Origin of the sequence: Salinicola endophyticus (assembly GCF_040536835.1) — a bacterium.
GTDB lineage: Bacteria > Pseudomonadota > Gammaproteobacteria > Pseudomonadales > Halomonadaceae > Salinicola > Salinicola endophyticus_A.
Genome location: NZ_CP159578.1, coordinates 2,127,968 through 2,142,527, shown reverse-complemented (window position 1 = coordinate 2,142,527; position 14,560 = coordinate 2,127,968). Strand labels below are relative to the sequence as shown.

13 protein-coding genes are annotated in these 14,560 nt (G+C 65.8%); 3 read left to right on the top strand and 10 right to left on the bottom strand.

Annotation, left to right across the window (positions count from 1 at the left end):
* Positions 1 to 158 precede the first annotated feature (158 nt).
* Together aspS and ABV408_RS09625 are read right to left on the bottom strand one after the other, a co-directional pair.
* On the bottom strand, positions 159 to 1,940 hold the full coding sequence (gene aspS, locus ABV408_RS09630) for an aspartate--tRNA ligase (RefSeq protein WP_353982170.1): 1,782 nt from the start codon (positions 1,938 to 1,940) through the stop codon (positions 159 to 161).
* A gap of 29 nt (positions 1,941 to 1,969) precedes the next feature.
* Positions 1,970 to 2,248 carry a zinc ribbon domain-containing protein gene (locus ABV408_RS09625; protein ID WP_353982169.1) on the bottom strand — a complete coding sequence of 93 codons (279 nt, stop codon included), beginning with the start codon at positions 2,246 to 2,248 and terminating at the stop codon, positions 1,970 to 1,972.
* Positions 2,249 to 2,620: 372 nt separating this feature from the next.
* Here ABV408_RS09625 and ABV408_RS09620 point away from each other — a divergent pair, with 372 nt between their 5' ends.
* From ABV408_RS09620 to ABV408_RS09610, 3 genes are all read left to right on the top strand, one after another.
* On the top strand, positions 2,621 to 3,553 hold the full coding sequence (locus ABV408_RS09620; protein ID WP_353982168.1) for a D-2-hydroxyacid dehydrogenase: 933 nt from the start codon (positions 2,621 to 2,623) through the stop codon (positions 3,551 to 3,553).
* 27 nt (positions 3,554 to 3,580) lie between these two features.
* Positions 3,581 to 4,501, top strand: coding sequence for a ribokinase (locus ABV408_RS09615; RefSeq protein ID WP_353982167.1), 921 nt, complete (start codon positions 3,581 to 3,583; stop codon positions 4,499 to 4,501).
* A gap of 61 nt (positions 4,502 to 4,562) precedes the next feature.
* Positions 4,563 to 5,513, top strand: coding sequence for a nucleoside hydrolase (locus ABV408_RS09610; protein ID WP_353982166.1), 951 nt, complete (start codon positions 4,563 to 4,565; stop codon positions 5,511 to 5,513).
* A 60-nt stretch (positions 5,514 to 5,573) separates the two neighbouring features.
* On the opposite strand, the gene ABV408_RS09605 is transcribed toward ABV408_RS09610, so the two are convergent.
* The 8 genes from ABV408_RS09605 to ABV408_RS09570 all read right to left on the bottom strand — a co-directional run bounded on the left by ABV408_RS09605 (position 5,574) and on the right by ABV408_RS09570 (position 14,393).
* Complete coding sequence (locus ABV408_RS09605) at positions 5,574 to 5,846, bottom strand: acylphosphatase (protein WP_353982165.1); 273 nt, start codon at positions 5,844 to 5,846, stop codon at positions 5,574 to 5,576.
* A complete protein-coding gene (locus tag ABV408_RS09600) occupies positions 5,785 to 6,822 on the bottom strand; it encodes a YihY/virulence factor BrkB family protein (RefSeq protein ID WP_353982164.1) in 1,038 nt (345 codons plus the stop codon). The genes ABV408_RS09605 and ABV408_RS09600 overlap by 62 nt, the downstream gene beginning before the upstream one ends.
* A gap of 165 nt (positions 6,823 to 6,987) precedes the next feature.
* Positions 6,988 to 7,905, bottom strand: coding sequence for a LysR substrate-binding domain-containing protein (locus ABV408_RS09595; RefSeq protein WP_353982163.1), 918 nt, complete (start codon positions 7,903 to 7,905; stop codon positions 6,988 to 6,990).
* Between the two features lie 79 nt (positions 7,906 to 7,984).
* Entirely contained in the window at positions 7,985 to 9,406 is a 1,422-nt protein-coding gene (gene cls / locus ABV408_RS09590) for a cardiolipin synthase (protein ID WP_353982162.1), read from the bottom strand.
* A 150-nt stretch (positions 9,407 to 9,556) separates the two neighbouring features.
* Positions 9,557 to 11,062 (bottom strand): fumarate hydratase, encoded by a 1,506-nt coding sequence (locus ABV408_RS09585; protein ID WP_353982161.1) that lies wholly within the window; start codon positions 11,060 to 11,062, stop codon positions 9,557 to 9,559.
* A gap of 186 nt (positions 11,063 to 11,248) precedes the next feature.
* On the bottom strand, positions 11,249 to 12,082 hold the full coding sequence (gene nei, locus ABV408_RS09580; protein WP_353982160.1) for an endonuclease VIII: 834 nt from the start codon (positions 12,080 to 12,082) through the stop codon (positions 11,249 to 11,251).
* 16 nt (positions 12,083 to 12,098) lie between these two features.
* The gene (gene uvrB, locus ABV408_RS09575; protein ID WP_353982159.1) at positions 12,099 to 14,129 is read right to left on the bottom strand and encodes an excinuclease ABC subunit UvrB; all 2,031 of its coding nucleotides are present in this window, start codon (positions 14,127 to 14,129) and stop codon (positions 12,099 to 12,101) included.
* Between the two features lie 66 nt (positions 14,130 to 14,195).
* Entirely contained in the window at positions 14,196 to 14,393 is a 198-nt protein-coding gene (locus ABV408_RS09570) for a hypothetical protein (RefSeq protein WP_353982158.1), read from the bottom strand.
* Positions 14,394 to 14,560: the final 167 nt, after the last annotated feature.

Here is a 14,560-nt window from a genome sequence, read left to right as displayed (position 1 = left end):
GGGTTCACCTTATTCCGTGCGGCGGGTACGGGGGCGACTCGAGGGGTATACCGCGCAATTGAGCGTATCGCCCGGCAGCGTATCCCCTAGCCGCCACGCATAAAAGAACCGGCGCCTCGCGGGGCGCCGGTTCGGGGCACGTCGAACGCCGGGCGATATTATTCGCCGGCGCTCTCCGGCTTGGCCTTGGGACGCAGACGGATGTGCAGATCGCGCAGTTGCTCCTTGCTCACCTCGCCCGGGGCGTCGGTCATCAGGTCCGCGGCGCTCTGGGTCTTGGGGAAGGCGATGACGTCGCGAATGGTACGCGAACCGGTCATCAGCATCACCAGACGGTCGAGGCCGAAGGCCAGGCCACCGTGGGGCGGCGCACCGAACTTGAGCGCGTCGAGCAGGAAGCCGAACTTCTCTTCCGCCTCTTCCTTGCCGATGCCGAGCACGTCGAAGACCACGCGCTGCATCTCCTGGTCGTGGATACGGATCGAGCCGCCACCCAGCTCGGTTCCGTTGAGCACCATGTCATAGGCCCGCGACAGCGCCGTAGCCGGCGAGGCCTTGAGCGCTTCCGGCGCGCAGGAAGGCGCAGTGAACGGGTGGTGCAGCGCGGCCAGGCGGCCGTTGTCGTCGGCTTCGAACATCGGGAAGTCGACCACCCACAGCGGCGCCCAGTCGGCGGTGTAGAGGTCGAGATCCTCGCCCAGCTTGACGCGCAGCGCGCCCAGCGCCTCGTTGACCACCCGCGCCTTGTCGGCGCCGAAGAAGACGATATCGCCATCCTCCGCGCCCACGCGGTCGAGCAGCTCCTCGATCACGCCTTCCATGAACTTGACGATCGGCGACTGCAGCCCGTCGAGCCCCTTGGCGCGCTCGTTGACCTTGATCCAGGCCAGGCCCTTGGCGCCATAGATACCCACGAACTTGGTGTAGTCGTCGATCTCCTTGCGCGAGAGCTTGGCCCCGCTGCTGACCTTGAGCGCGGCGACACGGCCGTCGTCGGCCTTGGCCGGGCCGGAGAAGACCTTGAAGTCGACCGATTGCATCAGGTCGTCGACGTCGACCAGCTCCAGCGGAATACGTAGGTCCGGCTTGTCGGAACCGTAGCGCTGCATCGCCTCGCTGTAGGGCATGCGCGGGAACTCGGGCAGCGCCACGTCGAGCACGTCCTGGAACAGCTGACGCACCATGGTCTCGGTAATGCCCATGATGTCGCGCTCTTCGATGAACGACGCTTCGATGTCGATCTGGGTGAACTCGGGCTGGCGATCGGCGCGCAGATCCTCGTCACGGAAACACTTGGCGATCTGGTAGTAGCGATCGAAGCCCGACACCATCAGCAGCTGCTTGAACAGCTGTGGCGACTGCGGCAGCGCGAAGAAGTGGCCTTCGTGGGTACGGCTGGGCACCAGATAGTCGCGCGCCCCTTCGGGGGTGGCGCGGGTCAGGATCGGGGTCTCGATATCGAGAAAGCCCTCGCCCTCCAGATAGGCGCGCACGCTGTGGGTGATCCGCGAACGCAGGCGCAGCTTCTCGATCATCTCCGGACGGCGCAGATCGACATAGCGATACTTGAGACGCACCTCTTCGCCGACCTTGCCGTGCTCGTCGAGCTGGAACGGCGGCGTGGCGGCGGTGTTGAGTACCTCCACGTCCTTGGCCAGCACTTCGATCATGCCGGTGGGCATGTTGGGGTTCTGGGTGCCTTCGGGACGCAGGCGAATGCGCCCGCGAATCCGCAGCACGTATTCGCTGCGCGCGCGATCGGCGGTGGCGAAGGCCTCCGCCGTATCGGGATCCACCACCACCTGAGCGACACCGTCTCGATCGCGCATATCGAGGAAGATGACCCCACCGTGATCGCGGCGGCGATGCACCCACCCGCAAAGCGTGACTTCTTGATCGATCAATGACTCGTTCAACTGGCCGCAATAATGACTGCGCATGAGGGATCCTGTGTTATGAATGCTATGGCTCAGGCCGAAGCCTTGCTCTCACCGGCAGGCTTGGCGCTGCCGCTCTCGCTCGACGCTGGCATGCTGGCGCTGTCACCGGCGAGGTTCTTCTTGCTGCCCGACTTGAAATCGGTCTCGTACCAGCCGCCACCCGCGAGCCGGAACCCGGCAGCCGATACCAGGCGCGACAGCGTCGGCTCGGTACAGGCGGGGCAGTCGGTCAACGGCGCGGCGCTGATCTTCTGGAGCTTCTCCAGGCGATGGCCGCAGGCTTTGCACTCGTACTCGTAGATGGGCATGGTCGTGTCACTCTCTCAAAGATGCGCGATCGAGTCGCGCCACGTCGCAGCGGCATCACGGCATCGATGATCGCGATGCGCAGCCGCTGCACCCCTTGCGCTCGCCCGGGCCATTCCGACACGCATCCAGACAGCCGGGCGATCTTCCAGGCAAATAGGGGCGGCGCACGGGCTTTCCAAGCCGGAATCGATACGCGCTGCCGCGCGCCCTTTCCAAGCCGTGTTCGAAAGCCGCATAGTATAGCGCGCAGCGGCCGGTCGCGGGCAATATTACCGGCTCAGGAAATCGCTGTCGCCCGCCGCGACGTGGCGACTGTGGCCCCGGCCCGGACGGAGGGTACGGGGCCCGCACGCTGGAGAGAGGAAGCCTGCATGAAAGCCGTTCTGCTGGACGCCGCGTCACTCGGTGACGATATCGATCTCAGCCCTCTGCGCGCGCTGGTCGACGACCTGGAGGTCCATGCGCTGACCGCCCCCGAGCAGCGCCGCGAGCGCCTTGCCGGCGCCCAGGTGGCACTGGTCAACAAGGTGGTGATCGACGCCGAGCTGATCGACGCCCTGCCCGATCTCGAGCTGATCTGCGTGCTCGCCACCGGTACCAACAATATCGACACGCAAGCCGCCGAGCGGCGTGGCATCGCCGTGCGTAACGTCACCGCCTATGGTACCGCCAGCGTCGCCCAGCACACCCTGATGCTGATGCTGGCACTGGCCGCGCGCCTGCCGCACTACCAGTCCGCGCTGCGCGACGGCGCCTGGCAGCGCAGCGAGATTTTCTGCCTGCTCGATCAGCCCACGCTGCAGCTCGCCGACAAGCACCTGGTGATCGTCGGCAGCGGTGAGCTGGGCTCCGCGGTGGCCCGGCTGGGTGAAGCCTTCGGCATGCGCGTGACCTTCGCGGCGCGCCCCGGCAACGAGGCCAGTGACACGCGCCCGCCGCTCGCCGACCTGCTGGGCGAGCTGGACGTGCTCAGCCTGCACTGCCCGCTGACCGAGGCCACCCGCGGCCTTGTCGATGCCCGGGCGTTGGCGGCGATGAAGCCCGAGGCGCTGCTGATCAACTGCGCCCGCGGCGGTATCATCGACGAACACGCCGCGCTCGAGGCGCTGCGTCAGGGCCGGCTCGGCGGACTCGCCGTCGATAGCCTGCCGAGCGAGCCGCCGCGGGAGGGCCATGCCCTGCTCGACGCCTTGCACGAGTCACTCAATCTCATCGTCACCCCGCACAACGCCTGGATCAGCCCCGAGGCACGTCAGCGCGTGGTGACCCTGACCGCCGACAATCTCCGCGCCTGGCGGCATTGACCCAGATTCTCCAGCAGTGAGTTAGCCATGATCTACAACTACGGCTCGATCAATATCGACTACGTCTATCGCGTACCGCACCTGGTGCGCCCCGGCGAGACGCTGTCCAGTACCGGCTTTCGTCAGGTGCTCGGCGGCAAGGGCGCCAACCAGTCACTGGCGCTGGCCCGCGCCGGTGGCCAGGTGGCCCACTGGGGGCGCCTGGGCCAGGCCGATCGCTGGGCGCTGGAGCCGCTGACCAAGGCGGGCGTCGACACCGCCCATGTGGAGCTGACCGCCGAGGCCAGCGGTCACGCGCTGATCCAGGTCGACGACGACGCCGAGAATGCGATCATTCTCTACCCCGGCGCCAACCACGGCTTCAGCGACAAGCATCTCGAGGCGCTCATCGGCGCCGCTGACGACGACAGCTGGCTGCTGATGCAGAACGAGTGCAACGCCGCCGAACGCATCATCCGCTTGGCCAGTGAACGCGGTCTGGCGATCGCCTTCAATCCGGCGCCGCTGGGCCCTGAAGTGGCCACCCTGCCGCTATCGCTGTGCCGTATCCTGTTTCTCAACCGCGGCGAGGCCGCAGCGCTGGTCGAACTCGACGAAGAGAGCGAGGTCGATACGCTGCTCAGCGCCCTGGCCGAGCGCCTGCCGGAGGTGGAGATCGTGCTCACCCTGGGGCGAGACGGTGTCTGTCATCAGCTCGCCGGCGAGCGCATCCGCGCCTCGGCGCATCAGGTCGAGGCGGTCGACACCACCGCGGCCGGCGATACCTTCATCGGCTACTTCATGGCCGCACGCCAGCGTGGCGACGACGTCGAACAGGCCCTGCGACTGGCCAGCGCGGCCTCGGCCCTGTGCGTGCAGCAGGCCGGCGCGGCGCCGAGCATTCCGCTGGCCGCAGCGGTCGAATCGGCGCTCGATAGTCTGCCGCCGTTGCGTATCGAGCGCGCCTGACCCCGAGGCCCCGGCAGCGAGCGCCGGGGCCAGTCCATCGTTATCCGTATCGAGAGAGAGCATGACCACGCCTATCATTTTCGACACCGACCCGGGTGTCGACGACGCCCAAGCCATCGCCATCGCCCTGGCCCACCCGGAGATCGAGCTGCTGGGGATGACGACCACCTTCGGTAACGTCACCATCGAGGTCGCGACCCACAACGCCCTGCTGCTGGCCGAGCTGGGCGGGCAAAAGATCCCCGTTGCCCAGGGCGCCGCCACGCCCATGGCCAAGCCCAAGAACCCGCCGCCGGGGCATATCCACGGCGACAACGGCCTGGGCAACATCGCCCTGCCCGAGATCAGCACCCAGGCGCTGCCCCAGAGTGCCCCGCAGTTCATCGTCGAGCAGGTCAACGCGCGTCCGGGCGAAGTGGTGCTGGTGGCGGTCGGGCCGCTGGGCAACCTGGCCGCGGCACTGCAGCTCGACCCGTCGCTGGTGGACAAGGTCAAGCAGGTGGTGGTGATGGGCGGTTCGATCCGCGAGGGCGGCAACGTGACGCCAGTGGCGGAGGCCAATATCTTCAACGACCCGCACGCCGCTAAGGCGGTACTGGAGGCGCGCTGGCCGCTGACCCTGGTGGGGCTCGATGCCACCCATCGCTGCGTGCTCGACCCCGACAGCATGGCGCGGATCGTCGAGTCTCAAGGCAAGTTGGGACGCGTACTCGGGGAGAGTTACGCCTTCTATCGCGCATTCTATCAGCAGGCGCTAGGCATCGATGGCTGCTGCCCCCACGACAGCTGTGCCCTGGCCTGGCTGCTGCGTCCGGAGCTGTTCACCACCACCCGCGGCACGCTCAGCGTGGTCACCGAGGGCCTGGCCGAGGGACAGACGATCCTGGCCCCGCAGACACGAGAATTCGTGGATGCGCGCTGGACGCGCGACGCCACTGCAGAGGTGTGCATGAACGCCAATGGCACGGCAGTGGTCGAGTGGATCGTCGAGACGCTGACCGCGGGCGCCTGACCGCCCTGTTGAGCACGCCGCCAGCGGCCGTCGCCCAGACGCCGCCGGCGGCTGCCTCCCTCAACCGGTGGTGAAACTCGCCGGGGCGATCAGCGTGGCCTCCTCCACGCTCACCTCGATCACGTCCGCCGCCGGCGGCCCTTCCCACAGAAGATCGATCAGCTCGGCAATGGCGGTCGCCTCGCCGCAGGCGACCACCTCGACCGCACCGTCGTCCTGATTGATGGCGTGCCCCGTGAGCCCCCAGCGCTCGGCGTGGCGACGCACGAACTCACGATAGCCCACGCCCTGAACGTGGCCGCTCACCCGGGCTCGAATCGTGCGCTTGGTCATGTGAGGTCTCCTCCTGCTCCTGCTCCTGCTTGCGCATTGGCATTGGTGTCGGTGGCGCTTCCTGCTCAACGGTCTCCTTGTGCAGTACCTCGTGGCGCACCAGTACCGCGGTATTGCGCGGAATCACCCGGCGACCCTTCGACACCACGTGGGTTCGCGTGAAGGCCGCGCCGTAGAGCAGGATCAGCGACGAGTAGTAGACCCACAGCAACACCAGGACCACCGACCCCGCGGCGCCATAGGTGGAAGCCGTGGCGGTGTGGGCGAGATAGGCGGCGATCGCATTGCGGCCCAGCATGAACAGCACCGCAGTGACCAGGGCGCCCAGGAAAACGTCACGGTAGGAGAGCACCACGTCCGGCAGCACTTTGAAGATAGCGGCGAAGAACAGCGTGACCACAGCCAGCGAGAGCGCGAACTGCGCCAGCTCGAGCAGCATCACACTACCCGGCACCCAGTCGCCGGCGTAGCTGAAGGTAGCCTGGACGATGACCCCGAGCACCAGCGATACCAGCAGCACGAAGCCGATCGCCAGCACCACCGCTAGCGACAACAGCCGCTTCTTGGCGAACAGCCACAGACTGTTGCGATCGGGATTGGGCGCCACGCCCCAGATGGTGTTGAGCGAGAACTGCATCTGGCCGAAGACGGTGGTCGCACCGACCAACAGGGTCACGAAGCCGGCCACGGTGGGCAAGATGCCCGACGCCTGAATGCTCGACTGTGCGACGGCATCCTCGATCGCCTTGGCCGCTGCCGGGCCGAGGGTATCCTGCAGGCGGGCGACGATCTCGCCGCGGGCGGCGTCCTCTCCCAACCATAGCCCCACGACGGTGACCGCAATGATCACCGTCGGCGCCAGCGAGAACAGGGTGTAGAACGCCAGCGACCCGGCGTAGCTGAAGGCGTTACGATCGAGCCACAGCTTGATCGAATCGCGAATCACGTTGAACCAGTACTTGACGCTCTTCACCATCGTTACGGCATCCTTTCCCGTCTCGTCGTCGTGAGCTTCTCGGCGTCGCCTCACTGCCCTGCCCGGCTGTCGGCTCGTGCTGGCGCAGGCGTTGTGCACAGCGCGCGACGCTCGTCTCGCCAGTCTAGCAGCCCCGGGCGCCGCGGGTGTGCCTCCCGACCCCGGTCAGGCGCGCAGGAAATCACTCGGCAGCTTCATCATGCGTTTCCACAGCTTCTCGACGCCGGGCTTGTGGACCAGCGAGCAACGGTAGAGGCGGATCTCCAGCGGAATGTCCCAGCTCTCACCGGCAGCGCGCACCAGCTTGCCGTTGGCCAGCTCCTCACGAATGCAGAAATCGGGAATCCAGGCCAGCCCCACCCCCTGCAGCGCCATGCCCTTCAACCCCTCCGCCATCGCGGTTTCGTAGACCGTCTTGAGGCGCATACGGGCGGGCTCGTTCTTCAGCAGCATGCGCACGCTGCGACCGAGGAAGGCGCCCTGGGTATAGGCCAGAAACGGGATCGATCCTTCGTCGTCGAACGAGAACTTGGCCTCACCGTTGGCCTTGGGCACGCTCACCGGCAGCATCTTGACCTGCCCGATCGAAAACGAGGGGAAGATCTCGGCATCCAATTGCATCGTGGCGTAGGGGTCGTGATAGGCCAGCATCAGATCGCAGTTACCCTCACGCAGCACATGGATGGCATCCCCCACGTTCATCGCCACCAACCGCGTGGGCAGCTCGCCCACTCCCTTCTGCAGACGCGAGATCCATTGCGGGTAAAAGGCCAGCGCCAGAGAGTGGGCGGCAACGATGTCTAGCGCCTCGTTGTCCATCGCCAGGCCGCGCAGATGGGCCAGACTATCGTTGAGCTGCTCGACCATGTTGCGCGCCGTCACCAGGAACAGCTGCCCTTCCGGGGTCAGGCTGACCGGCGTGGTCGAGCGGTCGACCAGGGTCGCGCCGACGGCCTGCTCCAGCGAGCGGATACGGCGGCTGAAAGCGGGCTGGGTCACGTGGCGCTGGCGCGCCGAGGCGGAGAAGCTGCGCGTATTGGCGAGCGCCACGAAATCTTCCAGCCATTTGGTCTCTAGGTTCAAGGGGACTCCTTGACGATGGGTTTTACGCGCCGGCCCCGGCCGACGCGGCTGCGCTTGGGTATCAGAGCCGGTAAGGCCTTCACTGGACCGGCGACAGCAGGTAGGTCGCCCGCGACACCACCTTGCGCCACAGCGGTCGCGCTGCCAGTTCGCGCTCGGTCACCTCGCGGCTATGCGCGAAATCGTGCTCCAGCATGGTTGTCACTTCGGCGGCGAAGGTCTTGTCGGGCACGTAGGCGGTCACCTCGAAGTTGAGCCGGAACGAGCGGTTGTCCAGGTTCACGGTACCGACCATGGCGGTGTGATCATCGACCAGCAGCGTCTTCTGATGCAGAAAACCCGGCTGATAGCGATAGATCTTGACGCCGTTACGGATCATTTCGGGCAGGAAGGCGAACGCCGACAGGAACACCAGCAGATGATCCGGCCGCTCGGGGATCAGTACGCGCACGTCGACACCACGCAGCGCGGCCAGGATCAGCGCGTCCTGGACCCCGTGATCTGGCACGAAATAGGGACTGGTCACCCACAGCCGATGGCGGGCGCCGTGAATGGCGTGCTGAACCAGCAGGCTCGCGGTCTCGCGACCGTCAGCGGGGCCGGAGGGCACGATCGCCACATGCTGGGACGCATCCGCGACATGATGGATACGCCAGCCGAGGGCGAGAATATCGCCGGTGGCCCAGTACCAGTCTTCCCAAAACGCCTCCTGCAGCGCCAGTACGCTCGGCCCTTCCAGCTTGACATGGGTATCGCGCCAGGCACCGTAGCGCTCGACCCGGCCCAGGTACTCGTCGGCGACATTGAGCCCGCCGGTCCAGCCGGCGCGGCCGTCGACCACCACGATCTTGCGATGATTGCGGAAATTGACCTGGAAGCGATGGCGCCAGCCTCGCGACGAGTTGAACGCCGACACCCGCACCCCGGCCTCCTCCAGGTCACGCAGATAGCCCCCGGGCAGACCCCGGCTGCCGATCTCGTCATACAGGAAATAGACGTTGAGCCCGTGCTCGGCCTGATGGATCAGCTTGCGCTTGAAGGCAAGACCGATCTCATCGGCGCGGACGATGAAGAACTGCACCAGAATGTACTCTTCGGCCTGATCGATGCCGGCGAAAAGACTGTCGAAGGTGCGCTCACCGTCGATCAGCAACTCCACCCGATTGCCGCGGGTCATCGGCATCATCGCCAGCTGCTCCACCGCGCGGATGCGCCCGCTCACCGCCTCCGGGCGCGAGACGTAATCATCCATCTGCGGGCGGTAGCGCTTGAGCACCTGGCGCAGCACGGTATCGCGCTCGCCGCGTGCCGAGACGTAGCCGTAGAAGCGTGGCCGGCCGAAGATCCAGAAGATGGGGACACTGAAGTAGGGAAACAGCACCAGCGTGATGATCCAGGCCACCGCACCCTGGGAGGTACGGCTGGACATCAGCGCGAAGACAGCGGAGATGGTGCCCACCACGTGGCACAGAAACAGCAGTGTGCCGATGATCCATGTCATTGCCGAGACTCCACGCTGCCCTGCGCCATGCACCGGCTCCTGTCGAATTGATCGATCCGGCCATCATACCCAAAAAAAAAGAGAGAGCCCCATGGCCCTCTCGTCATCGGGACAGGCGCCGTCGCGGCGCCCGTCCGCGCTACCGCGCGTTCAAACTCGCGCGGCAAGGATCTCCTTCCACTTGGCCGGGCCGGTCTGATGCACCGAGGTGCCGAGATGATCGACCGCCACGGTGACCGGCATGTCCTCGACTTCGAACTCGTAGATCGCTTCCATACCCAGATCCTCGAACGCGATCACCTCGGCCTTCTTGATCGCCTGGGCGACCAGATAGGCGGCACCGCCGACGGCCATCAGGTAGACCGCCTGATTGTCGCGGATCGCCTCGATCGCCAGCGGGCCACGCTCGGCCTTGCCGACCATGCCCAGCAGACCGGTCTGCTCGAGCAGGGTGCGGGTGAACTTGTCCATCCGCGTCGCCGTGGTGGGGCCCGCCGGACCGACCACCTCGTCACCGACCGGGTCGACCGGGCCGACGTAGTAGATGAAGCGGTTATTCAGATCCACCGGCAGCGACTCGCCCTTGGCCAGCATGTCGATCATGCGCTTGTGGGCCGCATCGCGCCCGGTCAACAGCTTGCCCGAGAGCAGCACGGTATCGCCCGGCTGCCACTCGCGCACCATCTCCGGGGTCAGCGTATCCAGATCGACCCGGCGCACGCCCTCACCCACTTCCCAGGTGATCTCGGGCCAGTCGTCGAGCTTGGGTGCCGGCAGTGCGGCCGCCCCGCTGCCATCCAGCGTGAAGTGCACGTGGCGCGTGGCGGCGCAGTTGGGGATGATCGCCACCGGCTTGTTGGCGGCATGCGTCGGGTAATCCTTGACCTTGATGTCGAGCACCGTGGTCAAACCGCCCAGCCCTTGGGCGCCGATGCCGCTCTGATTGACCTTGTCGAACAGCTCCAGACGCAACTCCTCGGCACGGTTGCTGGCACCACGCGCCTGCAGCGCCTGGATGTCGATGGGGTCGAGCAGTGCCTCCTTGGCCAGCTCCATCGCCTTCTCCGCGGTGCCGCCGATGCCGATGCCCAGCATGCCCGGCGGGCACCAGCCGGCGCCCATCCTGGGTAGCTGCTCGAGCACCCAGTCGACCACGCTGTCCGACGGGTTGAGCATGGCGAACTTGGACTTGGCCTCGCTGCCGCCGCCCTTGGCCGCCACATGCACCTCGACGCGATCGCCCGGCACCAGCTTGTGGTGGATCACCGCCGGGGTGTTGTCGCCGGTATTCTTGCGCTTGCCGTCCGGGTCCGCCAGCACCGAGGCGCGCAGGACGTTGTCCGGCAGCGTATAGGCGCGCCGCACGCCTTCGTTGATCATCTCATCCAGGCTCAGCTCGCACTCCCAGCGCACGTTCATGCCGACGTGGACGAAGACGGTGACGATGCCGGTGTCCTGGCAGATCGGACGGTGGCCGGTAGCGCACATCCGCGAGTTGATCAGGATCTGGGCGATGGCATCGCGCGCCGCGGGGTTCTCTTCCCGCTGGTAGGCTGCGTGCATGGCATCGATGAAATCCTTGGGATGGTAGTAAGAGATGTACTGCAGCGCATCGGCCACGCTCTGGATGAGATCCTCCTGACGGATCACGGTCATCACGGCACTCCTGCTATCACGGTGACTGCTCCCACTGTTCAGCGCGGGTAGCGGGTATTCGGGTGGCCGGCATCTTACCGCAATTGATGACAATCGGCAGGTGGATCGTTTTTTTGACAGTACAAGATAACGGTATAAACCTGGACATTCACAGGCCTTCTCTCGATCAGACAAGCCGAGGGGAGATCAGGCAGCAGGCGAATCGGGCTGGCAGTGCGGGCAGCGGTAGAGCCGCCGGGAGGCGACCATGAGTTTGACGATCTCACTGCCACAGGCGTGGCACGGCAGGCCGGCGCGGTTGAACACCGCATGCCGCCAGCGCGCCCTCTTGAGCCCCTGGCGCTGCAGACGTCGGCGCCAGGTCGGCCGGTTGGTCACCCCGGCCTCGTGATACGCTTGGGCGACGGTATGCAGCATCACCTCGGCGAGACGCCGGCGCTTGCGCGGCGACAGCCGCTCGGCGCTGATCTTGGGCGGCAGCCCGGCATAAAACAGGATTTCTGAGCGCAGATAGTTGCCGATACCGGCGTAGAAGCCCTGGTCCAGCAGCAGCCCACACAGCCCGCGGCGGCGAAACGCTGGCAGCATCAGACGTTCGACGATCTGCTCCGGGCTGACGTCATGGGTGAGCAGATCCGGCCCCAGGCGCGCCAGAAACGGCTGCTGGTCGAGGGTATCGCGGGTCCACAGCGAGATGTCCGAAGCGCTGTAGAGGCTGGCGACATGGGTCGGCGTGACCAATCGCGCCCGCAGCACACGCCCCGTGGCCGGCTCGCGCTCGCGCCGATGCACCTTCCACACCCCATAGAGCTGGTTGTGAGAGTAGAGCACCTGATCATTGGCGAAGGTGATCAGCAGCGCCTTGCCCCAGCTATCCACCGCCACCACGCGGCTTTCGGCTAGCGCTGGTGCCTGCCGTGCGAGGTCGGCGTAAGCGAACCACACCTCGCACAGCGACGCGTCGATCAGCAGCTTGCCTAGGCGGTCGGCGACGCGCCGAATCTCGGGCCCCTCGGGCATGCGCTCCCCTCGCCTCTCAACCCAGCTCGAGCAGACGCGCCTTGAGCGTCTGCAACTGATCGCGCAGCTTGGCGGCCTGCTCGAACTCGAGGTTCTGCGCCGCCTCGAACATACGATCCTCGAGCTTGCCGATCTCCTTGGTCAACTGCGGCGCGCCCATTGCGTTCAGCTCGTCGCGGGTATAGCTGCCAGGCGCTTCGGCGACGCGCTGCTCGGCGCGCTTGCGGCCACCCTTGCGTCCCGGTGCCTGGGCCCCTTCCATGATATCGGCGACCGACTTGGTCACCGTACGCGGAACGATGCCGTGCGCTTCGTTGTGCGCCACCTGCTTGGCGCGACGACGCTCGGTCTCGTCGATCGCCCGGCGCATCGAGTCAGTGACTCGGTCGCCATAGAGGATCGCCTTGCCGTTGGCGTTACGCGCAGCGCGGCCGATGGTCTGGATCAGCGAGCGCTCGGCGCGCAGGAAGCCCTCCTTGTCGGCGTCCAGGATCGCCACCAGCGACACCTCGGGGATATCCAGGCCCTCACGCAGCAGGTTGATCCCCACCAGCACATCGAACTTGCCCAGGCGCAGATCGCGGATGATCTCGACCCGCTCTACCGTATCGATATCCGAGTGCAGATAGCGCACGCGCACATCGTGCTCGTCGAGGTACTCGGTGAGATCCTCGGCCATGCGCTTGGTCAGGGTGGTCACCAGCACCCGCTCCTCGACCTCGAGGCGCAGGCGGATCTCGGAGAGCAGATCGTCGACCTGGGTCGACGCCGGGCGCACTTCGATTTCCGGGTCGACCAGCCCGGTGGGGCGTACCACCTGCTCCACCACCTGCCCGGCGTGAGCCTGCTCGTAGGGGCCGGGCGTGGCCGAGACGAACACCGTCTGCGGCAGGATGTTCTCCCACTCCTCGAACTGCATCGGACGGTTGTCGAGCGCCGAGGGCAGGCGGAAACCGTACTCCACCAGGGTCTCCTTGCGCGAACGGTCGCCTTTGTACATGCCGCCCACCTGGGGCACGCTGACGTGGGATTCGTCGATGAACAGCAGCGCATCGTCGGGCAGATAGTCGAAGAAGGTCGGCGGCGCCTGCCCCGGCTCGCGACCCGAGAGGTAGCGCGAGTAGTTCTCGATACCGTTGCAGTAGCCCAGTTCGAGCATCATCTCGATATCATAGAGGGTACGCTGCTCGAGCCGCTGCGCCTCGACCAGCCGCTCGTGCTTGCGCAGATAGTCGAGCCGCTCGGCCAGCTCCTGCTTGATCGCATCGATCGCCGAGAGAATGGTGTCTCGCGGGGTCACATAGTGGGTCTTGGGGTAGATGGTCATGCGCGGCACCTGACCGCGCACTTCGCCGGTGAGCGGGTCGAACAGCCGGATCGAGTCGATCTCGTCGTCGAACAGCTCCACCCGCACGCCCTCGTCCTCGGCGTCCGCCGGGAAGATATCGATCACATCGCCGCGCACGCGGTAGGTACCACGGCGAAAGTCGGCGTCATTGCGCGTGTACTGCAGCTCGGCGAGACGGCGCAGGAACTGGCGCTGGTCGATCTGCTCGCCGCGGTTGAAGTGCAGCCGCATCTTCATGTACTGCTCGGGATCGCCCAGACCGTAGATCGCCGAGACCGAGACCACGATCAGCGCGTCGCGGCGCTCGAGCAGCGCCTTGGTCGCCGATAGCCGCATCTGCTCGATATGGTCGTTGATCGAGGCATCCTTCTCGATGAAGGTGTCCGACGACGGCACATAGGCTTCCGGCTGGTAGTAATCGTAGTAGGAAACGAAGTACTCGATCGCATTGTCGGGGAAGAAGCTCTTGAACTCGCCGTAGAGCTGCGCCGCCAGGGTCTTGTTGGGCGCCAGCACGATGGTCGGGCGCTGCAGCGTCTCGACCACGTTGGCCATGGTGAAGGTCTTGCCCGACCCGGTGACCCCGAGCAGCGTCTGGTGCGACAGCCCCGCCCCGAGCCCGCGTACCAGCCCCTCGATGGCGGCCGGCTGGTCACCCGCGGGGCGGTACTTGGAGTGAATCTTGAAGGGTTTGTTCATGATCGTTAGGTAGGGTCCAGAGCCGGTCGCTTCAAGGGCGGCGCCCGCGATCGCGATGATGAGGTCTTAGCGGGCGACGTAGCCCTGTTTCAGCTCACTGACGGCTTTGATCAGCGCACCGCGAGTTGCACTGCCTTCGACTTCGGCCCAGTCGCGGCCGATATCGACGCTCTCAACGCCGTCGACCATCATCAGCGCCGTGGTGACACGATTGAGATCCTCGGGCGTGGTGACGCCTTCGAGGGCCAGATTGATTCGGGACATGGAGGACTCGCTAACCGCAGAATGAATTCGAAACCGTCGATGAGAATAGCACTTCAGCGCCTTGCCAGCGTTGCAATGTGGCATTGTCGCCGCCATGTTGTGGCCAATGCCGGGCGTCATGAGCGCCCCTCCCGATCGCCTCTGGTGATCGTGGTCCGCGACCCCCA